The sequence below is a fragment of the Candidatus Enterococcus courvalinii genome (assembly GCF_017315945.1).
GTDB lineage: Bacteria > Bacillota > Bacilli > Lactobacillales > Enterococcaceae > Enterococcus_B > Enterococcus_B courvalinii.
Genome location: NZ_JAFLWI010000001.1, coordinates 65,219 through 88,540, shown reverse-complemented (window position 1 = coordinate 88,540; position 23,322 = coordinate 65,219). Strand labels below are relative to the sequence as shown.

General features: G+C 37.2%; 22 protein-coding genes and 1 tRNA gene. 17 read left to right on the top strand and 6 right to left on the bottom strand.

All coding sequences use genetic code 11. The features are described from left to right. Window positions 1-52 precede the first annotated feature (52 nt). Complete coding sequence (gene nrdH / locus JZO71_RS00445) at window positions 53-277, bottom strand: glutaredoxin-like protein NrdH (RefSeq protein WP_206897626.1); 225 nt, start codon at window positions 275-277, stop codon at window positions 53-55. A 408-nt stretch (window positions 278-685) separates the two neighbouring features. Between nrdH and JZO71_RS00440 the strand changes: the two genes are divergently transcribed. The 6 genes from JZO71_RS00440 to JZO71_RS00415 all read left to right on the top strand — a co-directional run bounded on the left by JZO71_RS00440 (window position 686) and on the right by JZO71_RS00415 (window position 7,251). Next, complete coding sequence (locus JZO71_RS00440; RefSeq protein ID WP_206897625.1) at window positions 686-1,159, top strand: FeoA family protein; 474 nt, start codon at window positions 686-688, stop codon at window positions 1,157-1,159. Beyond that, window positions 1,156-3,297, top strand: coding sequence for a ferrous iron transport protein B (feoB, locus tag JZO71_RS00435; protein WP_206897624.1), 2,142 nt, complete (start codon window positions 1,156-1,158; stop codon window positions 3,295-3,297). The genes JZO71_RS00440 and feoB overlap by 4 nt, the downstream gene beginning before the upstream one ends. A 1-nt stretch (window position 3,298) precedes the next feature. Then, complete coding sequence (locus JZO71_RS00430; protein WP_206897623.1) at window positions 3,299-3,436, top strand: FeoB-associated Cys-rich membrane protein; 138 nt, start codon at window positions 3,299-3,301, stop codon at window positions 3,434-3,436. A 128-nt stretch (window positions 3,437-3,564) separates the two neighbouring features. Then, entirely contained in the window at window positions 3,565-4,197 is a 633-nt protein-coding gene (locus JZO71_RS00425) for a GntR family transcriptional regulator (protein ID WP_206897622.1), read from the top strand. 140 nt (window positions 4,198-4,337) lie between these two features. Then, the gene (locus tag JZO71_RS00420; protein ID WP_206897621.1) at window positions 4,338-5,531 is read left to right on the top strand and encodes a quaternary amine ABC transporter ATP-binding protein; all 1,194 of its coding nucleotides are present in this window, start codon (window positions 4,338-4,340) and stop codon (window positions 5,529-5,531) included. Further along, window positions 5,524-7,251 carry an ABC transporter permease/substrate binding protein gene (locus JZO71_RS00415; protein ID WP_206897620.1) on the top strand — a complete coding sequence of 576 codons (1,728 nt, stop codon included), beginning with the start codon at window positions 5,524-5,526 and terminating at the stop codon, window positions 7,249-7,251. The genes JZO71_RS00420 and JZO71_RS00415 overlap by 8 nt, the downstream gene beginning before the upstream one ends. Window positions 7,252-7,361: 110 nt before the next feature. Here JZO71_RS00415 and JZO71_RS00410 read toward each other — a convergent pair whose 3' ends face one another. The 4 genes from JZO71_RS00410 to JZO71_RS00395 form a co-directional block, all read right to left on the bottom strand. Beyond that, window positions 7,362-7,784, bottom strand: coding sequence for a VOC family protein (locus tag JZO71_RS00410; RefSeq protein WP_206897619.1), 423 nt, complete (start codon window positions 7,782-7,784; stop codon window positions 7,362-7,364). Between the two features lie 525 nt (window positions 7,785-8,309). Continuing rightward, window positions 8,310-8,382: transfer RNA gene (locus tag JZO71_RS00405), tRNA-Lys, on the bottom strand. Between the two features lie 527 nt (window positions 8,383-8,909). Beyond that, a complete protein-coding gene (locus JZO71_RS00400; RefSeq protein WP_206897618.1) occupies window positions 8,910-10,211 on the bottom strand; it encodes a PTS sugar transporter subunit IIC in 1,302 nt (433 codons plus the stop codon). Between the two features lie 12 nt (window positions 10,212-10,223). Then, the gene (locus JZO71_RS00395) at window positions 10,224-10,841 is read right to left on the bottom strand and encodes an AAA family ATPase (RefSeq protein ID WP_206897617.1); all 618 of its coding nucleotides are present in this window, start codon (window positions 10,839-10,841) and stop codon (window positions 10,224-10,226) included. A 44-nt stretch (window positions 10,842-10,885) separates the two neighbouring features. Here JZO71_RS00395 and JZO71_RS00390 point away from each other — a divergent pair, with 44 nt between their 5' ends. From JZO71_RS00390 to JZO71_RS00350, 9 genes are all read left to right on the top strand, one after another. Continuing rightward, entirely contained in the window at window positions 10,886-11,578 is a 693-nt protein-coding gene (locus JZO71_RS00390; RefSeq protein ID WP_206897616.1) for a MurR/RpiR family transcriptional regulator, read from the top strand. 405 nt (window positions 11,579-11,983) lie between these two features. Beyond that, a complete protein-coding gene (locus JZO71_RS00385) occupies window positions 11,984-12,550 on the top strand; it encodes a DUF1836 domain-containing protein (RefSeq protein ID WP_206897615.1) in 567 nt (188 codons plus the stop codon). Then, window positions 12,543-13,403: a DegV family protein gene (locus tag JZO71_RS00380; protein WP_206897614.1), complete on the top strand. Its 861-nt coding sequence runs from the start codon at window positions 12,543-12,545 to the stop codon at window positions 13,401-13,403. The genes JZO71_RS00385 and JZO71_RS00380 overlap by 8 nt, the downstream gene beginning before the upstream one ends. An 85-nt stretch (window positions 13,404-13,488) precedes the next feature. Beyond that, window positions 13,489-14,169: an MIP/aquaporin family protein gene (locus JZO71_RS00375; RefSeq protein WP_206897613.1), complete on the top strand. Its 681-nt coding sequence runs from the start codon at window positions 13,489-13,491 to the stop codon at window positions 14,167-14,169. 410 nt (window positions 14,170-14,579) lie between these two features. Continuing rightward, window positions 14,580-15,284 carry a response regulator YycF gene (gene yycF / locus JZO71_RS00370; protein ID WP_067482900.1) on the top strand — a complete coding sequence of 235 codons (705 nt, stop codon included), beginning with the start codon at window positions 14,580-14,582 and terminating at the stop codon, window positions 15,282-15,284. A gap of 3 nt (window positions 15,285-15,287) precedes the next feature. After that, on the top strand, window positions 15,288-17,123 hold the full coding sequence (gene walK, locus JZO71_RS00365; RefSeq protein ID WP_206897612.1) for a cell wall metabolism sensor histidine kinase WalK: 1,836 nt from the start codon (window positions 15,288-15,290) through the stop codon (window positions 17,121-17,123). Further along, window positions 17,120-18,439 (top strand): YycH family regulatory protein, encoded by a 1,320-nt coding sequence (locus JZO71_RS00360; RefSeq protein ID WP_206897611.1) that lies wholly within the window; start codon window positions 17,120-17,122, stop codon window positions 18,437-18,439. The genes walK and JZO71_RS00360 overlap by 4 nt, the downstream gene beginning before the upstream one ends. Beyond that, on the top strand, window positions 18,440-19,312 hold the full coding sequence (locus JZO71_RS00355; protein ID WP_206897610.1) for a two-component system regulatory protein YycI: 873 nt from the start codon (window positions 18,440-18,442) through the stop codon (window positions 19,310-19,312). Window positions 19,313-19,367: 55 nt separating this feature from the next. Further along, window positions 19,368-20,177 (top strand): MBL fold metallo-hydrolase, encoded by an 810-nt coding sequence (locus JZO71_RS00350; protein WP_206897609.1) that lies wholly within the window; start codon window positions 19,368-19,370, stop codon window positions 20,175-20,177. 74 nt (window positions 20,178-20,251) lie between these two features. Here the strand turns inward: JZO71_RS00350 and JZO71_RS00345 are convergent, their stop codons facing one another. Then, complete coding sequence (locus JZO71_RS00345) at window positions 20,252-20,881, bottom strand: NAD(P)-dependent oxidoreductase (protein ID WP_206897608.1); 630 nt, start codon at window positions 20,879-20,881, stop codon at window positions 20,252-20,254. 147 nt (window positions 20,882-21,028) lie between these two features. Between JZO71_RS00345 and JZO71_RS00340 the strand changes: the two genes are divergently transcribed. Both JZO71_RS00340 and JZO71_RS00335 read left to right on the top strand, forming a co-directional pair. Continuing rightward, window positions 21,029-21,778: an SIS domain-containing protein gene (locus tag JZO71_RS00340; RefSeq protein ID WP_206897607.1), complete on the top strand. Its 750-nt coding sequence runs from the start codon at window positions 21,029-21,031 to the stop codon at window positions 21,776-21,778. 194 nt (window positions 21,779-21,972) lie between these two features. Beyond that, on the top strand, window positions 21,973-23,304 hold the full coding sequence (locus tag JZO71_RS00335; RefSeq protein ID WP_206897606.1) for a PTS sugar transporter subunit IIC: 1,332 nt from the start codon (window positions 21,973-21,975) through the stop codon (window positions 23,302-23,304). The last annotated feature ends 18 nt before the right edge of the window (window positions 23,305-23,322 follow it).

Here is a 23,322-nt window from a genome sequence, read left to right as displayed (position 1 = left end):
TGGTCGAGCCGTCAAATCCAAGTGTGTTACCTATTTTTAGTTGATAGACAAATTAGCTAGCTAATTTGCGTAATTGATCTGGACGGAAGCCAATAACTGTTTCAATTTCAGAAGTTGTCACAGGGACGCTTTGGAATCCTTGTTCTTTCAACCAATTGATTGCTTCTGGTTTTTCGTCGATATTTACTTCTTCAAAATCAATTTCATTATCAGCTAAAAAGCGCTTGACCATTTTACATTGCATACAGTTGTTTTTAGAAAAAATTTTTACGTTCATTATTTCTGCCTCCTCATAACATACTCCGTCGTTATCTATAATCAATAGTATAAAACTCTTAGTAAAAAAGTCAATCAAGAAACACTATATATTGTGTTGTGGAAACTGTGGAATACTAAGTTTTGTGTTTTTTGAAAAACAGTTGAAAGCAAGCATCAGTAAGGGAAAACTCATAATCAAGCAAAAAAAAGCTGTGGATAACCGCTTAAAAAGATTTTTTTCTCATCAAATTAAAATAATTTATAACAAAAGTGTAATCTTTCACAATGATAATTGACTTTCTCAATTGATGGAGTTATTCTTGTTGAGAATGATTATCAATCGTTAGTATATTAGATAAAAATAAATAGAAACAAAAAGAATGAAATCATTTCCCCACATGATTTTTTTCACAAGAAAGGATTTAGGATGGAAACTTTAGCACAAGCAAAACAGAATTTAGTTTACCAAATTGTCAAAATCCAGACAAAAGAGTCTGTCAAAAATCATTTACAAAATTTAGGAATCATTCCAGGAACCAAAATTGTTGTTGTGAATTTGTCAGGGGAAAATGCAATTCTACTATTAAAGAACAATCGAATTGCAGTCAATCGAGAAGTATTAGCACAAATCATTGTGAAGAAGCCAGAAACATTAGCTGAAACTTGGACATCGCTCGATCAACTAACTGTTGGTGAAAGTGCGACAGTGGTAGCTATCCATGGGCAAGGTGCGGTGAAACGACGTTTAATGGATATGGGTGTGACGAAAAATGTTCGAGTAGCGATTCGAAAGTTAGCACCATTGGGCGATCCAATTGAGATTACTTTACGCGGCTATGAATTAACATTGCGAAAAAAAGAAGCGGAATTGATTCTTGTTCAAAAGGAGCGAAGTGAATGAGTATTGAAGTTGCGTTAGTTGGTAATCCTAACAGTGGGAAGACAAGTCTATTCAATGCGCTGACGGGAGCCAATCAATATGTTGGGAATTGGCCAGGGGTTACGGTCGAAAAAAAATCAGGTAACCTAAAAAAACATCCAGCCATCCATATTCAAGATTTACCCGGCATTTATTCTCTTTCGCCATACACACCTGAAGAAATGGTTGCCAGAGAGTATTTGATTCATGAACGACCAGATGTTGTGTTGAATATCGTAGATGCGACTAATCTGGAAAGAAATCTCTATCTAACTACGCAGTTACTTGATTTAGGCATGCCAGTGGTGGTTTGTTTAAACATGATGGATGTGGTCAAGAAGGAAGGGAAAACAATTAATCTGGATAAATTGTCTTATGGTTTAGGTGTGCCAGTTATTCCGATGAGTGTTGTCAAAAACCAAGGGCTTGAACGTGTTTCCAAGTTGTTAACCAATCAAGAAACCTTTACCATACCAGAACCATGCGAGTACGATCCACGATTAGAAGCAGCATTAAACGAAATTGAAGATGTCTTGCATTTTGATTTCACAATGAAAAATCAACGTTGGTATGCTTTAAAGTACTTTGAACGAGAAGCATTAGCTAGTTCTGAATTAGGGTTAACAACGCAACAAACAAAAGAAATTGAAGAGCTGATTCAGTTAACAGAAAAAATTTTTGCAGAAGAAAGTGAAACGATCCTTGTCAATGAAAGATATGAATTTATTACACAACTAATAGCTTTGAGTGTGGTAACGGTTGATTCCTTCCAATATTCGTTAAGCGACAAAATTGATCGAATCGTAACGAATCGCTGGTTGGCGTTACCAATCTTTGCGCTAGTGATGTGGTTTATCTATTATTTAGCCATTCAAACAATTGGAACGATGGGCACGGACTGGATCAATGATACATTCTTTGGCTCATGGGTACCGGAAACAGTTGGAAGCTGGTTGCAGGCTGCTCAAGTCGCAGACTGGATGCAACAACTCATCTTGAACGGTATCATTGCTGGTGTTGGTGCAGTGTTAGGCTTTTTACCACAACTGATGGTTCTGTTTCTCTGTTTAAGTTTTCTTGAGGACTGCGGGTACATGGCACGCATTGCTTTTGTGATGGATCGTTTGTTCCGCAAGTTTGGTTTGTCAGGAAAATCGTTCATCCCGATGTTGATTGCAACGGGCTGTGGTGTACCGGGCGTGATGGCGAGTCGGACGATTGAGAATGAACAAGATCGTCGTTTAACAATTATGATTACGACTTTCATGCCTTGTTCCGCGAAATTACCAATCATTGCATTGATCGCCGGCGCTTTCTTTCCACATTCTTCGTGGGTGGCACCGTCTGCCTACTTTTTAGGAATGAGTGCTATTATTTTATCTGGGATTGCTTTGAAAAAGACACGCTTATTTGCTGGCGAAACAGCCCCATTTATTATGGAATTACCCATGTACCATTTTCCGCAACTTCAAACAATTTTGCGACAAACGTATGATCGCTGTAAATCATTTGTGAAAAAAGCAGGAACGATTATTTTTGTTTCAAGTATCGCTGTTTGGTTTTTATCTTCTTATAATTTCCGTGGTCAGTCAGTAGCGGAAACGCACAGTATTTTAGCTGGACTGGGAAGAATCATCGCACCTGTTTTCCATCCACTCGGCTGGGGAAATTGGCAAGGGGCCGTTGCAACGATTACTGGGTTAGTGGCAAAAGAAAATGTGATTGGAACATTTGGTATTCTTTTCGGAAATAGAGAAGTTTCCGAAAACGGGCAAGAAATCTGGCAAGTTCTTCGTGGTACGTATACGCCAGTCGCAGCTTATTCTTTTCTTGCATTTAATTTGTTGTGTGCACCATGTTTTGCTGCAATTGGCGCAATTCATCGCGAAATGGGTTCGAAAAAGTGGACCTGGATTGCGATTGGTTATCAGTGTGGCTTAGCTTACTTAGTAAGTTTTATCATCTATCAAATTGGGCATGTGGTCTTTGAAGGTGGAACTTTATCAATCATGACTTATTTAGCTGGCTTCGTATTGATTGCTCTCGTGTATGGCATCATAAAAAAACCGATGGCACAAAAAGAATCTGTTGTGTCACTTTCATTAGAAGGAGAAAGATAAGATGGCAACATTTTTATTAAGTATATTGATTTTTGGTAGTGCAGGCTATATTGTTTATTCTCGCGTGACAAAAGGTAAGAATTGTGATGATTGTCATACTACTTGTCCAGTGAAAAAAGCATCAAGCACTGAAAAATAATAAAATTAAGTAAGAACTGAAAAAAAGCTGAGGTAAGACATTCGTTTTACTTCAGCTTCTTTTGCTTATTTTAACCGAGCATAGTAAGATGAGTTTGACAAGATTCGAAAGGGAAGAGGAAAGAAGCTATGGCGGAAAAGAAAAAAGTTGTTCGTCCACGTTACCAACAAATTGCGGTGGACTTAGCGGAGCGAATAGTGGAAAATCGTTACAAAGTTGGCGAAAAAATCCATGCCCGCTCCACCTTAGCAAGCACTTATAATGCCTCACCAGAAACGGCACGTAAAGCCATCAATGTTTTAGTTGACTTGGGGATCATGGAAGTTCGTCATGGTAGTGGTGCATTTGTTGCTTCCAAAGAAAAAGCAAAAGAATTTTTATTACAATATCAAGATGTACAATCTATTCAGGAAACCAAAGCAGATATTATGGCTAGTGTCGAAAAACAAAAAGAAGAGTTGGATCACTTTTCGCAACTTCTGGATCAATTAGTTAACCAAACAAAACGTATCCATAAAATGAATCCACTATTACCGTTTGAATTGCAATTAAGCAAAAATGCGGAACACTTGGATCAATCCATCAGTGAATTAAATATTTGGCAAGTCACTGGTGCGACAGTTATTGCGATCTCGCATGAAGAAGAACTACTCGTTTCCCCAGGCCCATATGCAAAATTTAGTGAAGGTGATACAGTTCACTTTATTGGAAACGAATATACGTTACAGCGAATGATGAATTTTTTCTATCCAGAAGAATAAAAATAAGCAAAATGCAGAGCGGACAAGCGATTGTGCGCTCTTTTTTCTTTTTTTGACAAAGTGACTACATGATGTTAATATTGTGTGGTCACTTTTTTCATGAAAAAAATTTGAAACTTGCGAAAAAAAGGAGAATTGGTTTGGCAAAAGTTGAAGTAAAAAAATTAACAAAGATTTTTGGTAAAAAGACACAAACCGCATTAGAAATGATGCAACAGCATCAACCAAAAACAGAAATTTTAAAGAAAACTGGTGCAACAGTTGGCGTATACGATGTGAATTTTGATGTGAAAGAAGGCGAAATTTTCGTCATCATGGGACTTTCAGGAAGCGGAAAATCTACATTGATTCGATTATTGAATCGTCTGATTGAGCCAACTGCTGGAAATATTTATATTGATGGGGAAGATGTATCCCAATTAAATAAAGAAGAATTACGCGAAGTTCGTCGTCATAAAATCAACATGGTTTTTCAAAACTTTGGATTGTTTCCACAACGAACGATTTTAGAAAACACGGAGTATGGATTAGAAGTTCGTGGTGTACCCAAAGAAGAACGCCAGAAAAAAGCGGAGCAAGCGTTAGAAAATTCTGGCTTGCTTTCATTTAAAGATCAATATCCTAATCAATTATCTGGTGGGATGCAACAACGTGTAGGTCTAGCACGAGCGCTAGCAAATGATCCAGAAATTTTGTTGATGGATGAAGCTTTCTCTGCATTGGATCCATTGATCCGTCGTGAGATGCAAGATGAGCTGCTTGAATTACAAGCTTCTGTTCAAAAAACAATTATTTTTATCACTCATGATCTAAATGAAGCGTTACGCATTGGTGATCGAATTGCACTAATGAAAGACGGAGAAATTATGCAGATTGGAACAGGAGAAGAAATTTTAACAAATCCTGCGAACGAATATGTCCGTGAATTCGTGGAAGAAGTCGATCGTTCAAAAGTCTTGACTGCACAAAATATCATGGTACCAGCTTTAACAACAAATATTGAAGTGGATGGACCAAATGTCGCATTGACACGCATGCGCAGTGAAGAAGTAAGCATGCTGATGGCTGTTGATAAAAAGCGTCATTTAAAAGGAATCATTACAGCTGAAAATGCCTTGGAAGCTCGTCGTCAAAAACGGCCATTGACTGATTTCTTGGATGAGAATGTAACGACCATTGATAAGGATATGTTGGTTAATGACATCTTTAATATTATTTATGATTCACCAACGCCACTAGCAGTTGTTGATAATGGCAAGCTACGAGGAGTCGTCATTCGTGGAAGTGTGATTGAAGCGTTAGCAGAAACAAGTGAGGTGAGTGAACATGAATAATTTATTAAACTATCAAATTCCTGTTGCTGATTGGGTAGAAACAATGACGGAATGGTTCACAACGACATTCTCGGGCTTGTTTTCTTTCCTACAAACAATCGGACAAGCAATCATGACTGGGATAACCAATCTTTTATTGATTATTCCAGCACCAATTTTTATTTTACTATTAACAATAGTAGCTTTCTTTATTTCTAAAAAACGTCTAGGTTTGACTTTATTTACACTGATTGGTTTATGGTTTATCTATAATCAAGGGTTATGGACGGATTTGATGAACACAGTGACTCTTGTTTTATTATCAAGTGTGATTTCAATTATTATTGGTGTGCCGTTAGGAATCTTAATGGCAAAAAGTGATAAAGCACAGAGTGTAATCAAACCGATTCTTGACTTTATGCAAACAATGCCTGGTTTTGTTTATTTAATTCCAGCAGTTGCCTTTTTCGGAATTGGAATGGTACCCGGTGTTTTCGCTTCCGTTATTTTTGCTTTACCGCCAACTGTTCGTTTTACGAATTTAGGTATTCGTCAAGTGCCAAAAGAGTTAGTGGAAGCCTCTGATTCATTTGGGAGTACAGGCTGGCAAAAATTATTTAAATTAGAACTACCTTTAGCCAAAAATACTATTATGGCTGGTATCAACCAAACAACGATGCTTTCATTATCTATGGTTGTGATTGCTTCAATGATTGGCGCGCCTGGATTAGGACGTGGCGTGTTGTCTGCATTACAACGTGCACAAGTTGGGAATGGATTTGTTAATGGTGTTGCATTAGTTATTTTAGCAATTATCATTGACCGTTTCACACAACATTTGAATCAACCACGTACCAAAAAAGCAAGTGATTCAGTAGGCGCTAAAAGTAAAAAACGTCGTGGAGCAATCATCATTGCAACAGCAGTTATCTTGCTAGGTGCACTAGGTGTTGGTAGCGTCTTTTCAAGTAAAGAAACGAAGAAAATTAACTTATCTTATGTCGAATGGGATACAGAAGTGGCCTCAACGAATGTAGTAGGTGAAGTCCTACGCCAAATGGGTTATGATGTAACGATGACACCACTTGATAATTCAATCATGTGGGAATCAATTGCCAAGGGAGAATCAGATGGCATGGTTTCTGCTTGGTTACCAAAAACACATGGCTCTCAATATGCTCAATACAAAGATCAAGTTGTTGATTTAGGAGCAAATTTAAAAGGAGCAAAAGTTGGGTTAGTTGTTCCAGAATATATGGATGTGGACTCAATTGCTGATTTAACAAATCAAGCAAATAAAAAAATCATTGGGATCGAGCCCGGTGCTGGTGTAGTCAACGCCGCAGAAAATACAATCAACACATATGATAATTTAGCAGGCTGGACGGTAGAAACCTCTTCATCAGGTGCAATGACAGTCGCTTTAGGACAAGCAATTAAGAAGCAAGAACCAATTGTGATCACTGGTTGGTCGCCTCATTGGATGTTCGCAAAATATGAGTTGAAATATTTAGAAGATCCTAAAAATGGTATGGGTAGTGAAGAACAGATCCATACAATGGTTCGTAAAGGATTGAAGGAAGACCAAGCTGAAGCATATAAAGTACTGGACCAATTCAATTGGACGAAAGAAGATATGGAAGAAGTTATGCTAGAAATCAACAATGGAAAAGATCCACAAGAAGCTGCAAAAACTTGGATTGAAAATAACCCAGACAAAGTAGCTAGCTGGAAAGCTTAACAGAAGTTGCCAAAAAAGGAGTGTGGCCAGAATGGCTACACTCCTTTTATTTTATACGAGCAAATCAGGAAAAACCAAAAAGAAAGTTATCTAGCGAAAGACTGGGGCAGCTAGTCCTCCTCTAAGGGAAGATTGACCATCCAATTGATTCCGTAGCGGTCAGTAAATGTTCCGTAAAGCTTTGCCCAGAAGGTGGGTTCTAAAGGCATAGTAACTTCTCCGCCCTCACTTAATTGTTGGAAAAGCTGTTTGGTTTCTGCTGGAGTGGTCGTCTGAATGACTAAAGAAACATTATTCCCCATAACAACAGGAGCGGACATACCTTCTGGCGTGTCGGAAAACATGACGCGTGTACCATAAATCATCAGACTAGCATTTAAAACAAGCTCTTTTTGTTCTTCTGGAATAGAAAAATCAGGTGAACTAGGCATATCTTCAAAAGTTGTCAGGTCGGTACAAGTGACAGAGAAGATTTCTTCGTAAAAATGGATTACTTCTTTTGCTTGATCGGTAAATGTTAAATAAATGTCCATAGTTGTTCCTCCTAAAGTTTTTTCTGCAGCGTAGAAGCTAGTTGATTTACTCTACTTACTTTGTTTTTTGAATGCTTACATGACAACGAACAACTGGCCAAGTGACAGTCTGTATTTCATACTTCAAAGCTTAAATGAGTTATTAATGGAAAGCAAACGTTACGCTGTCTGTTGAAGAAGAAAAGGAACAAAGAAAGTTTGAAAAAAGTAGCGATTCAAACGATGGTAAGTGTTATTGGGTTAGATAATTAACATTAATTAGCTGGAAATACTTCGCTAAGAGAGGTGTTTCTACTATAATATTTATTCGGAAAGAGTAGCAGTTAAAAAAGAGGAAGGAGAATAGAGAATGAGTAATAGAAGCTTTAATGAACTCGTTTTTTGCGTATCCGTATTATTAAAGCCGAAAAAATAAGTAGCATATTTGAATTTTATGTCCGAAAATAAAAAAAGAGAATGCGTAGTCTGTCTTCCAAACGTCCGAAGACGCCGACAAACTACCATTCTCGTGGGTTTGGCACCCAATGGGCCGTGAGGGGCTCGAACCCGCGACCCGCTGATTAAGAGTCAGCTGCTCTACCAACTGAGCTAACGGCCCGTACCAAAAGTACTTAATAATATTAGCACTAAGAGTTTTAAAATGCAAGAAGACGTAGAAAAAAATCAAAGAAAATTTTACAAGGTTAGAGAATTTTTTTCATAGTTTATTCATAAATTCTGGCTATTATATAAACATACTAACAAAACAAAGTTCTTAATAAAAGAACGAACCCTAACACTTTTTCATTTTTACTCCTTTCCCGCCGATTTTTCGGCGGGCCTCTTGATTCTTAACGATAATAAAAACAAGCATGCTTTGGCTGGCGTGCTTGTTTTTTTGTTTGAGAACCGCATTGTTTACACTTGATGTATGCTAACCCTCAAAAAAGGTAATAACTTAAGTCGTTTTGTCTGCAACATCAGCAATCTCATAGAAGGTGAATTTTCGTTTCATGATTTATATTCAACTTGTGATACGAGCTATCCTCTTACAGATAAACGGATGGAAGGATAGCTCGTAAAATTCATAATGGATTTTTTATTTCAACTGTTATAAAGGAATTTTTTGTTGCTAAGCAAAGCAGATTATTGTTCTTCATTCACCAGTTTTGTCTTATTATTTTCCATTACTTTGAAAAATGGGTAATAGATGACAGCGCTGATCAGGATTAGTAGTAAACAAAAGACAATATTTCGCCAATCCATACTTGAAAGATACGTCTGTGCAAAAAATGGTGTGAAGGAAGGATCTACGATAAATCCAAGGCCAATCAATCCTAGTTTTTGAGCAAAATAGGTTAGTAATAATGAAACGATTGGCGTAACTAAAAACGGAATTGCCAGAATTGGATTAAAAACGATTGGCAGGCCGAAAATGATTGGTTCATTGATTGAACAAATACCTGGAATAAGCGATAGCTTTCCAATTGTACGATATTCTGACACTTTGCTACGCATCATTAAAATGACTAAGCCAAGAGTTCCACCAGCACCACCTAAAACAGAAATACGAAACATTTGCAAATTCATTAGATGGGTCATCGCTTCTCCATTAGACATTTGCTCAGCGTTCAGTCCAGTTTGCGCCATGCCTAAGGTAAATACGATTGGGAAAATGATGGATGAGCCATTAATGCCAAATAACCATAAGATATTTCCTAAAGTAACGATTAACAGGAACCCGCCAAGGCTTCCTGCAATATCAGTGGCAGGTGTTAGCACGCTCATGATTGTTTCTGGAAAAATCTTTTTAGTTGTACTCAAAAAGAGTAAGTTCATTCCATAAAAAAGAATGATATTCGTCAATAGTGGAACCAAAGTGTTGATGAAGGTTGCTACCATAGGTGGTACGGTATCTGGCAGTTTTAATTTAATATCTTTTACTTCAAATAAGCGATTGATTTCGACCACCAGAAGACCAATTATAATAGCTACGAACAAACCATTTGTCCCTAAATAATTTAAATTGATCATTCCTTCTGTTACAGGTGTACATACCATTAGAAAAATAACTGATGCAACCATGCCATTCATAGATGGATTGATTTTGTATTCACTAGCAAGAGAGAAAGCGATCCCAAAAACACTAATGAGTCCAATAAGTCCCATAGTTAAATTATAGGGTGCAGTAATCAGATCGTAATTTGCAACTGCAAAATCCTTCCAGCTTGCCATAAATTTCAGGAAAAAATTAGCTGTTTCAGGAGTATATTGATCTAAGTTGATAGGTGGGTTAGCGAAAATCAGAAAAAAAGAACCAATAACAATGAAGGGCAAACCAAACATCATACCACTAGAAATAGCTTTAAGGTGACGCTGATTTCCGATTTTTGCAGCGATAGGGCTAAGCATCTCGTTGAGTTTTGTAATGATTGTCGAATTTTCCATGAAATTTCCCCCTTATACTTGCCAAGGATTAAAAGCAAAGGTACTTGGAACCACTTGCGTTGGATCATATTTTTCTATGATTTTTTCATATTGTTCTTTGTAATCATTCGTTACTTTTGCTTGGGGAACCACTTTACTAGCTTCGTGTAAAAAATGTTCTGAACCACGTCCCATTTCTTGGCCACGAGTTGTATGCTTGTCGAGGGCAATGTCTGGAATCTCAGGTACATAGCCCATAGCGAAACTTTTTATCACAATATTTTTAAGTAAATCAGATGAACGATCTTTTTCTGATTCACACAAGTAACGAATGGCATGGAAGAAAAACATTGCACGGTCTGATTCGTTGTATTGGAATTCTTTACGCATGATGTTCAAATGATTGATCATCATTGCAGCCATTGGATTTCCCATTCCAATGTCCTCCACACTGATAGCTAGTAATCGACGCCATAGTTTCTCTTCAAATTGTGGTGAAGTGATGTACATTTCATAGGCAAATTCGCAGGCTTCTTTTTCTTTTCCTCTACGAATCGATTTTTGTAAAGCTGAAATAACTTCATCTCCAGGTAAACCATTTCTAGTGGTCATTTTTGCCCAAGGGTCTTGAATAAACTGTTTTTCTGTCATAATATAATACTCCTAACGAAAGAATTGAATTTGAGGTGAATCTGATGGATACGGAAACGCTTATTGAAAAATATCAGTTGAATGATTCAGAAGCTGCTGTTTTACGATTTATGGATAAAAACCGTGAAACACTAAAAAAATTAGGTATTCGTGATGTAGCAAAAGAATCCTATGTCTCAACAGCGACGATTGTCAATATGGCAAAAAAGATTGGCTATTCTGGCTATAGTGAACTAGTTTTTGCTTATGGAAACAAGCAGTCTCTCAACAATTTCTCTCGTACTTTCTCAAGTGCCGATAGAGATATGTTCATCAACTTGCTGACCACCTATCGCGAAAAAAGAATTATGATCCTAGGATCAGGATTTTCTCAAAATATCGCTAATCACTTTTCTGAAATGTTTAATCTTTATGGATTTTGTGCGACTGCTAATAGTCATTTGGAATTTCTTCGCGAAAATGTTGAAAAAGATGTTCTGATTATCATTATTTCAAATTCTGGGGATACTTTTCGTTTAACGGAACTTGCCGAAATGGCGAAAAAACATCGGATCGATTTAATTTCCTTTGTTGGAGAAAAAAATTCTCGAATCGGACAATTATCCACCTTAACAATTAGCACAGAGACATATACACCACAAGTTTTATCAGAATATCAACCGAATCTTTTCTTTGGGACAGCATTAAATCAATTTGAACAATTACTGAGTGAAGCGTTAAAGTCTATCTTTGATTAGAAGAACGAGGTGGCCACTGTTTCTTCACTTCTTAGTATAAATATTGGATGTAAAATTGTAAGGGGTTTCCTTTAGGTGTGAACATGTTTTTTAATTTATAAACGTGTTTAGAGGAAGTGATAGAGCACAAAAAAGATTTACTTAACACAAATGCAAATGGGGTACGCTTATTGTGCAGCTACCAAAGAGGTATGGATAGAATTTTTCTATAGGAATAAAAAATGATTGACCCAAAATTCTGAAAAGGATTCTAGGTCAATCATTTTTGTTGTTTGAGGCTATTGTTCATTATATTTCCATTTTGGTGTAATGAAAATTAAGAAATTATCTAGTTTTGAAAACTAGATTGAATGTTTTTGATAACTCTGATATGATGTTGATGAAATTAGAAAAGGAGACGAACTAATGGAAAAAATGCGTGAACAATTAGTTGCGTGGGGAACAGATATCGAAACATTTCGTTTACCACGGTGGGAAGAACTACCCGATTTAGAGTTATATATGGATCAGGTAATCACTCTGATTGATCGTTATCTATCACCGATTATCCAAGGGGAAAAGCATCCATTGTTGACGTCTTCGATGGTCAATAATTATGTTAAGCAAGGATTGATTCCAGCACCCGTCAAAAAACGTTACAAAAAGCAACATGTTGCTTTTTTAATCGCGATTACAACTTTAAAACAAGTCTTGACGATTCCAGAAATCAAAGACGGAATCTTGTTTCAAGGAAAAGTGATCGGCATTCGGGAAGCTTATAATTTATTTTGCGAAGAACAGGAAGCCGCTATTCATTTAATTAGTCAACAAGCACAAGGAAAAGAGCAAGCACCACTCATTTTGAATCAAACGATGGCGGTCGAAATGATAGCTGTTAAAACGGCGACTTTATCTTTTGCCTTAAAATTACTTGCAGAACAAACAATTATGTTAGAAACAGATTATCTAAAAGGGGAGAAACCAAATGAATAAAGAAAAGATTGCGATTTTAGTTGATTCAGGTACAGATGTTCCGGCAGAACTGATGGAACAATATCATATGTATATGATTCCTTTGAAAATTATTTATTCAAATCGTGAATATATTGATAAGGTAGACATTACCCCAGAAGAAATTTATGACAAATTACCAACAGAAATTCCAGGAACTTCATTGCCTGATGGTGAAACGATTACTGCTATTTTTGATCAAATCAAAGCAGATGGATACGAAAAAGTGCTAGCGATTACAATCTCTAGCGGTTTATCTGGAACCTATAATGTTGTGCGATTGATTGCTGAACAACAGACCTCGTTAGAGACATATATCCTTGATACGAAAAATATTGGAATTGGTGCAGGCTTCTCAGCGATCCAGGCAGCAAAATGGCTTGAAGACGGACTGGACTGGCAAACAGTGATCAACCAATTGGAAACTTTAGTGAAACAAACAAAGGTTTTCTTCAATGTGGCAACGCTAGAATATTTACAAAAAGGTGGTCGAATTGGTTTAGTTGCGTCCATTTTAGGAACAGCTTTGAAATTAAATCCTATTATTTCTTGTAATGAAGAGGGAATTTATTACACTGTCGCTAAAGCCAGAGGCCGAAAAAAAAGTTTGGATAAAACCGTAGCTTTAATTAAAGAGCGAGTAGGGAATGCACAAGTTTTCAATTTGGCTGTGGCACATGGAGCTGCAGAAGAGGAAGCACACGCCATGGAAGAAAGATTACGACAAGAGTTTCCACAAGTACAACAACTGTACTTTGGGCAAATCTCGCCAGCTTTAGTGGTGCATACTGGACCAGGTTTGTTAGGCGTAGGTGTTCAAATTTTGGAAGCCTGATTGAAAAAATATGTCTCGAAAATGTAATTCCTTGGAAAATTTCAAGAAAATGATATAATTGCAAGGAAAGGGGATGTATTTTTTTATGAAAAAAGGTATTGCAGAATTTATTGGCACTTATATTCTAGTCTTTGTTGGGACTGGCGCAGCCGTATTAGGTGGAGGAGCAGAAGGGATTGTTGGGATTGCTGGCATCGCGTTAGCATTTGGTTTAACAATCGTTGCAGCAGCTTACAGCATTGGTACTGTATCTGGCGCTCATTTGAATCCAGCCGTTTCGATTGCAATGTGGATGAATAAAAGAATTTCAGTTACTGAATTAGTTTATTATATCATTGGTCAAGTTGTTGGGGCATTTGCAGCTTCGTTAACATTATCTGGATTGCTTGACTCAGCAGGTAAAAGTGTTGAAAACTTGGGACAAAATGTTTTTGAAATGGGTACAGTAGGTGCATTATCAGTTGAAATTATTTTAACTTTTATCTTTGTATTAGTTATCATGACTGTTACAAGCCAAACAAAAGGAAACAGTAGCTTAGCTGGTTTAGTGATTGGATTGTCATTAACGTTGATTCACTTCGTTGGTATTCCATTAACAGGAATGTCAGCTAACCCAGCACGTAGTTTAGCACCAGCTGTGTTAGTTGGTGGTCAAGCGTTGGAACAAGTTTGGGTATTTATCGTAGCACCAATCGTAGGTGGAATCCTTGCAGCACTTGTTGCAAAATATCTATTAAATACTGAAAACGATAGCGTAGAAGCTTAAGCTTTTTAAACAGGGAGAAGTCAGGACAGAAATGTTCTGGCTTTTTTGTTTGTAATAAATCGTGTGTCATTCTTTTTCTATAGTAGTAAAAAAGAATTTAGTTGGAATAATGGATAATCATTGCAAAAGTAAAAATTATTCTGTGGAAGTGTCCCTTATATTTATGAACTAGATAATTTTTTCCCAACTTTTTACAAGATGTTCCCAAAGTAACTCCTCAATATAGCTTGTATTCATATCAAAATATGGAAAGCTATATTGAATGACTGCTCGCTATCTAGTCGAAGCTGATCGCTTTGCACCACAACCTTTTTAAGTTTCCATTTCATTTCAAAACGCAAGGATGAAACAAATCTTGAAATACGGTATAATGAAAAGGTATGACAATAATAAAAAAGAGGTGGCTCTTTATGAAGAAAATTTTAGTTGTCGATGACGAAAAGCCGATTTCGGATATCGTTAAGTTTAATTTAACAAAAGAAGGTTACGATGTTTACACTGCGTACGATGGCGAAGAAGCCTTAGAAAAAGTCGAAGAGGTAGTTCCTGATTTGATTTTATTAGATTTGATGTTACCTAAAATGGATGGACTAGAAGTAGCACGAGAAGTTCGTAAAACTTATGACATGCCAATCATCATGGTAACTGCAAAAGATTCTGAAATTGATAAAGTTTTAGGATTAGAACTTGGTGCGGATGACTACGTGACAAAACCGTTTTCGAATCGAGAATTGGTCGCTCGTGTCAAAGCCAATTTACGTCGTGGCGCTGCAGCTGCAAAAGAAGTGGAAGAAGTAACACCATCTGAATTGACCATCGGTGATTTAACCATTCACCCAGATGCTTATATGGTAACGAAACGTGGCGAAACAATTGAATTGACACATCGTGAGTTTGAATTGCTTTTCTACTTGGCGAAACATATTGGACAAGTAATGACACGGGAGCATTTATTACAGACTGTTTGGGGTTATGATTATTTTGGTGATGTACGAACAGTTGATGTGACGGTACGTCGTTTACGTGAAAAAATTGAAGACAATCCAAGTCACCCGAACTATCTAGTTACACGTCGTGGTGTCGGTTACTACTTGCGTAACCCAGAACAGGAGTAATCAATGAAGAAAAAGGTCCGCTTTTTTCGATCAGTCAATTTTAAAATCGCGATTACATTCATTTTGATTTTATTGATTTCGATTGAAATTATTGGTGCGTATTTTATACGTGGTTTGGAGCGCTCCACGATCAACACATTTATCAAAGATATGAATCAGACAGTTGTCTCATTAGCTTCAACGATTAGCCCTGAGCTTAGTCGAAAAGATACGGCAGATCCAGATGAGGTCAATGCGAATATCAAACGTTTTATCGAAAATAGTGCTTCCAGCGATATTATCGAAATTCGTGTGGTGGATGAAAAAGGGATTATTCGGGGGACAACAGATGTAAGTGAACAAAGTTCTATCGGTAAGAAAAATGATTATGTAGCCGTTGATGATTTTACTACTAAACGTTATGTCGCACTTGATTCAGATGACAAACGGGTAAATATTAATGTTCAGCCTATTCTGTCCCCGACCGGCGATGCCGTCATCGGGGCTCTTTACGTCAAAAGTGATATTGAGCAAAAGTACTCAGAAATTAGTAACACAGCGATTATCTTTTTCACGGCTTCGCTAATTGCGGCATTCATCTCGATGATCGTGTCGGTTTTAGTTGCTCGTTCAATTACACAACCAATTGGCGAAATGCGTGAACAGGCTATCCGAATTGCGCGAGGTGACTATAGTCGAAAAGTCAAAGTCCACGGACAAGATGAATTGGGACAATTGGCAGACACATTTAACCAGTTGGCTGAACGAATCGAAGAAGCGCAAGACACGATGGAAGCCGAACGAAACCGGTTGGATAGTGTCCTTTCACATATGACGGATGGGGTCATTGCAACCGATCGTCGAGGAAAAGTTATCACGATTAACGATATGGCTTTATCATTGTTAGATATTAAAAATGAAGAGGCGATTGGCCAGTCTATTTTGACGTTACTTGATATCGAAGAAGAGTATACATTACGTAAATTATTAGAAAATCCAGATGAGATGGTTCTTGACCGCTCAACAGGTTCTACCGAAAGTGACCAGATGATTTTACGCGTTGACTTTTCGATGATTCGTCGTGAATCAGGCTTTATTAGTGGTTTGGTTGCTGTATTGCATGATGTCACGGAGCAAGAAAAGACAGAACGTGAACGTCGCGAATTTGTTTCTAACGTATCACATGAGCTGCGTACACCATTAACAAGTATGCGTAGCTATATTGAAGCGCTGAGCGAAGGTGCTTGGCAAGACGAAGAGATTGCTCCAAATTTCTTGAAGGTAACTTTAGATGAAACAGACCGTATGATTCGGATGATCAATGACTTATTGAATCTTTCTCGAATGGATACGGGGAACACACAGCTACAATTAGAATATGTCAATTTTAATGAGCTAATCAATTTCGTACTCGATCGTTTCGACATGATGGTTGGCAATCAAGAAAAGAAATATGCGATTCGCCGTGAATTTACTCAACGAGATCTCTGGGTCGAAGTGGATACCGATAAAATTATCCAAGTGATCGATAACATTATGAATAATGCCATTAAATATTCTCCTGATGGGGGAACGATCACTTGTCGTTTATTAGAAACACATAACAATGTCATTTTGAGCGTAACTGATCAGGGATTAGGTATCCCTAAAAAAGATTTGAACCGAGTATTTGAACGCTTTTATCGTGTAGACAAAGCTCGAGCACGTGCACAAGGTGGAACAGGTCTTGGTTTAGCGATTTCACGTGAAGTGGTTAAAGCACATCGAGGAGCCATTTGGGCAGAAAGTAAAGAAGGACAAGGTTCGACTTTCTATATTTCGTTACCCTATGAACCATACGAGGAGGACTGGTGGGAATGAAAATTTCAGGAAAAATCATCCGGATTGGACTAGTTTTGATGGTTGCACTGAGTTTATATTTCTCCTATGTCATCTGGCTAAGTCCTGCTGGAAAAGAAACAGTGAATGTTGATGAAACAAGTACGCAAGTGATGACTGAATCACAGTCAAATCGAAAATCTTCAGAAATTTTTTTACCACTCCATGTGACGTGGGTCCAAGGAGAGAATATCCGAGAAACCAATAGTGAAAACTTAGTTTCGCGTTTACAAACAGTCATCGGTAAAGCTCGTTTTGGTAAACTTTCAGAAGTGACTACAGGAGATAAAACTGAATTCGATCAGAAAAAGGAACTTTCGGAAGGTCTTGAGTTAACTTATCTAGCACCTTTTTTGTTACAAGAATACATCCAAGCATTTGGATTGAACTTAGATGTAAGTAATCTATCCAATGATGCGGAGATGATTTCATTTACTTGTATCCAGTTTGATGAAAAAAATAAAAAAATCCGTTTCTTGGACTTTGTTCATCAGACGATCTATGAAGCCAATATTTCTCTAAATTGGGAGGATATTGAAAAAGAGTTATCTTTCGATGAAAATAAATGGACTAAAATGTCTAAAAAAGCATCTGTGATTGCTCATCAATATGATACAGAATCATCCATCAAGTTGAAAAAATACAGTTACATTTTATCACAACAACCTTATACACTTTTTCGGAATGCTTTCTTCCAATCGCCTGATGAAGTAAAAAACAATGATGAAAGTAGCGAATTGATTTTTTATGGTGGGAATGAAACAATGACAATTCATTCTGCCAGTCAAGTTGTCGATTTTCGTGGAGAGTTGTCTGATACAAATGATAATGGAAATATTTATTCAAAAAGTTTTCCGTACATCAGTAAAATTGGTAGTAGCTTAGGAAATCTTCATTATTTTGATCGCACAGATAACCAAATCGATTATCGGATTTTTGTTGAAGGTTTCCCAGTATTTGGTACGGATAGTAAAGGAAAAGTTGGGATAACGATTAATGATGAAACCAGTGGGAAAGCGCAAGTGAACATTCAGACTAGTTTAAATGCGATCCAAGTACCTATCCCTTCAGATGAATCGGTAGAATTGGCTAGCACAGCTGAAGTGATTCAACAATTGGTTACCCATGGTGCGGAAAAAGAAGAACTTGAATCGGTCATCATTGGTTATACGTGGCAAAACATCAAAGAAACGAACCGAGTCGTAGATTTGCTACCAGAATGGTATGTGAAATATCAAGGAAATTGGTACTCTGCCAGTGAATTGTCTAACAAACTAGCTGAAATGGGGGCGAACTAAGTGGACTTTAAAAAAATTGAATGGATTTTTTTCCTAGCTTTCTTAGGTCTCAATATTTTTTTATTCAGCAGTTATCATGAGGCAATGAACCAAGAAAACAATGTGATACGATCAGATCAAACGGAATCAATACAAAATCGTCTAGCTAGTGATGATATTTCTTATTCAGGGAATATTTCTTCTGAGAGCAAACAAGGATATTATTTGAGTGCCGAACAAAGTGATTTAGGCACGGTCTTAGCACAACACCGAAAAAAGAATCCTACGGGGTTGCTTCGTAGTGGCATCACGTTTGACGGGCTGTCTACTTTAACGAAGACGTTTACCACTGAAGAATCAGAAAAGTACAAAATCGATAACAAACAGACTAAACATTCGATTACGGAATTTTTAAATAGTCAAAATAATGTGCTTTATGGCGATGAGTATGAATTTATGACGAATTTCTCGACATTAGAAGGAAATTCACTAGAGATTCAGGCGAGTCAGTCGTATGAAGGAATTCCATTTCATGATGATACAGCTGAAATCAATTTTATGGTGGAAAAGGATGATGGCGTCTACCAATTGACGAAATATACACAAACGCATTTAACAAATATTGAACAGCTGCGTGAAAAAATGGATCTGTATTCAGAAGAAGAAGCAATCCAAACACTTTATGTGAATAATAAAATTCCTAGTTCTTCAAAAATTTTGTGGCGGCAACTTGCTTATTCTTGTATCGTAAAGGTTCGAGAAAAAAATGTGTACGTTCCAATTTGGTATGTGGCTATTGAAACCAGTGATAAAAGTGTTCAAATTGAATCTGTCAATGCATTCAGCAACACCATTGTGACAAATAATGTGGTTCCAAAAGTGGAAGATAATTAAAAAAGTAGGTATAATGAAAAAAGTTTACAGTGTGAAGAAGGGAAGTAATAAATAAATGGTCCAAGAAAAACCAGCTTTTAAAATCAGTATCCTTGCGAGTGGGAGTTCAGGAAACTCACTTTATTTGGAAAGTGAGAAGAAACGACTATTGGTGGATGCAGGTCTTAGCGGGAAAAAAATTACTTCCTTGATGGCTCAAATTGATCGTAAACCTGAAGACTTAGATGGTATTCTTGTGACGCATGAACATCGAGATCACATTCATGGTGTGGGTGTGCTGGCACGGAAATACCATTTAGATGTGTATGCCAATGAAAAAACGTGGGAAGCAATGTCGCCGTTGATCGGTAATGTACCCGTCGAGCAAAAACATTTATTTGAAATGGGAAAAGTCCAAACTTTTGGAGATGTAGATATTGAAAGTTTTGGTGTTTCACATGATGCGGCTGCGCCACAGTTTTATCGTATCTACAAAGAAAATCGTTCTTTCGTGATGCTAACGGACACTGGATACTGTAGTGATTATATGCGTGGAATTATTGAAAACGCGGATGGGTATCTGATGGAAAGTAATCATGATTTGGAAATGTTGCGGATGGGTTCTTATCCGTGGAATTTAAAACAACGAATTTTAGGAGATCGTGGTCATTTATCAAATGAAGATGGTGCATTAGTGATGACTGATGTGATTGGTAATCGAACCAAACGTATTTATTTAGGTCACTTGAGTAAGGAAAATAACTTGAAAGAGTTAGCGCATTTGACGATGGAAAACATATTAAAAGAAAAAGATTTCGGTGTGGGCTCTGATTTTGATGTGTATGATACGGATCCAGATCAAGCAACGGAATTGTTTTCAATCTAAAAAGTTGTTCCAAGAATATCATAAAAAATCCCAACAGTTTGATCATACTGTTGGGATTTTTTATTTGCTTGGCTTTATTGACTCACAACACTAATATGTTCGTTCTCATGCTCATCTGCTAGAACCTCATCAATTAAAGCAATGGCATAGTCCGCCATACTGATAACACTTTCTCCTTGGGCATTTTTATGAAGAAAGTCATCATTTAATTGATAGTTTCCAGTTCGTTCGCCAGTTGGATTGAAGAACGCAGCCGGACTGATGTAGGTCCAACGAAGCCCGTTCGTGTCTTTTAAATGAACAAGTGCTTGCGACATATGGAAAGCTGTTGGATAAAAAGGGGCGTCTTCTGGTACTTGGTCGATCATCCGAGTTGTTTTTTCTGGGTCAATAAATAGAGAAGAAGCACCGCCAACGACAAGTAAACGAGTTGAAGTATTCGCTAAAATTTTTGCTAAATGTGCAAGGGACGTTTGATGCATTTCTTCCTTGCCCGCGGGTGCATTGAATGCATCAATGACAACGTCAAAAGAAGCAAGGTCTTCAGTCGTCAAATCATATAAATCTTTTTCAATAAATGGAACAGCTACTGTTAGTTTTTTTGCATTTCTGACAATGGCTGTAACGTCGAGATGACGAGCGAGAGCCTCCTTTAAAATCAATGAACCTGCGTGACCAGTTGCACCAATAATTGCTATTTTCATCAAAAAACCTCCTATCATTTCCTTTATTGTATGAAGTTATGTGAGTAGGGTCAAAGAATTGGTTTTTTCTGGAATAATTCAGCACCAGACTTTCTTTTATAATTATTGCTCTGTTATAATTAACAGATAATGGGAGGAGGAAAACCAGTGTTTGAATCAGAAAAAATTAAGCAGTTAAATGAACTAGAAATGATTGTTTATAATTATTTGATTGCTAATTTAGAGGAAGTTTCAAAAATGACGATTCGTCAATTGTCAGATGCGTGTCATGTGTCGACCTCGACGATTTTACGTTGTTGTAATAAGTTAGGTTTACAAGGTTTTTCTGAGTTGAAATTTGCAATCAAAAATTATCAGACACAAGCGAAGCAGCAAATGTTTGAACAATTTTATGATGCAACGGTTCAAGTGGATTCTTTTTTGAAAAAGGTCAACAATGAAAGCTATCGAATCGTTTTGGAACAAGCAGTCCAAATGATTGTAGCAGCTCGTCATGTTGCTTTTTCTGGAATTGGTACAAGTGGTGTTCTGGGATTATATGGCAGCCGCTACTTTATCAATTTAGGATTGAATGCATATAGTATCACTGATCCATTCGCCCCAGTTCCTTCTCGTGGTTTAGAAAGTACACTAGCGATTATTTTGTCCGTGTCAGGTGAGACGTCTGAAATGATCGAAAAAACAGAAGCTTTTAAGCGTTATGGTGCAAAAGTTCTGAGTATTACCAATGATGAAACGTCAACGATTGCTCGTTTGGCAGACTATAATTTGTCTTATTATATGCCGGAAACAAGAGGAAAAGAGGAGTCGCTGAATCTTACGACACAAGTTCCGGTGGTGACCTTATTGGAAATGTTAGCGCAAAAAGCGAGTCAAGAAATGGAAAGAGCACATTAGCCTGTTTTTTTTGTTGGAACATGTTCCTGCAAAAGGCTAAGCTCTTTTTTTCTTTGTAAAGGTTAGTTATAGTTATATATGTAAACGGATACAAAAACAAAAGAAAGGAGTATAGAAAAGGATTTATTGGATGAAATGCACTTATTTTTTATTGGATGATTTTTTTAATTTACTTGGATAAGGAGAGAAGTATTATGAATGAATGGATTAATGAGAAAGTTTTACCTCCGGTTTTAAAATTTGTTAATACGAAACCTATTACTGCTTTGCGTAATGGGATGTTATATACAATGCCCTTCACCATTGTTGGTTCGGTTTTTCTATTACTAGCGAACTTCCCGGTTACAGCAGTTTCAGAGTGGGTCAATAATTCTGGCCTGGCTGTTTATTTTAACCAAGCGTATGGTGCTTCATTTGCGATTATGGCAATTTTTGCGGTAGTTGGGATTGCTTATTCTTACGTTAAAGATGAAGGATTTGAAGGATTACCAGCAGGAATGATTGCATTAGTTATCTTTTTATTAACAATGCGTTCAGATGTGACAGATGCAGAATCTGGTGTTGTAATTGGTAACGTAATTGATAAAGCTTGGACTGGTGGTCAAGGAATGATCAGTGCAATCTTGGTGGGGTTGTTTGTTGGATGGGGTTATACATGGTTCCTAAAAAGAGATATTCGAATCAAATTGCCAGAGCAAGTGCCCGATAACGTGGCTAACTCATTTACAGCATTGATTCCAGCAGCTGTATTGATCACTTTTGCAATGCTTGTATATATTTTCTTTGATGCAGTGTTCAGCACAACAATGATTCAATGGATTTACGAAGTAATCCAAAGCCCAATGCAAGGTGTAACTGATTCACTTGGCGGTGCATTGATGCTTGGTTTCTTAGTTCCATTCTTATGGTTCTTCGGGGTACACGGTTCAACGATTGTTGGTGGGATCATGGGTCCAATCTTACAAGCAAATTCATTAGCAAACACAGAGATTCTTGAGTCTGGTAAGGCATTGACTGTTGCGAATGGTGGACATATCGTTACACAACAATTCTTAGATCAATTCATGACAGTTACAGGTGCTGGGATGACAATTGGTGTCGTGATGTTTATGGTTTTCTTTGCAAAATCAGCACAGTTCAAACAACTTGGTCGTTTATCTTTAGCACCAGCTATCTTTAACATTAACGAACCAATCATTTTTGCAACACCGATTGTAATGAACCCGATTATGGCGATTCCATTTATTGCAACACCAGTTGTTTCTGGTGTGATCACTTACTTTGCTTTGTATACAGGACTAGTTCCATTATTTACAGCCGTACAAGTACCATGGACAACACCACCGATTATCTCAGGCTTTTTAGTAGGTGGTTGGCAAGCAGCATTGTTACAAACATTTGTTTTAGCAGTTGGTTTCTTTATCTATCTACCATTTGTGAAGAAAATCGATGCAATGAATTATGCACAAGAAAATGATCTTTCTTTTGAAGAAGCAGATCAATTAGAAGAGTCACAAGTTTTATAAACGATTTTACAAATTAAC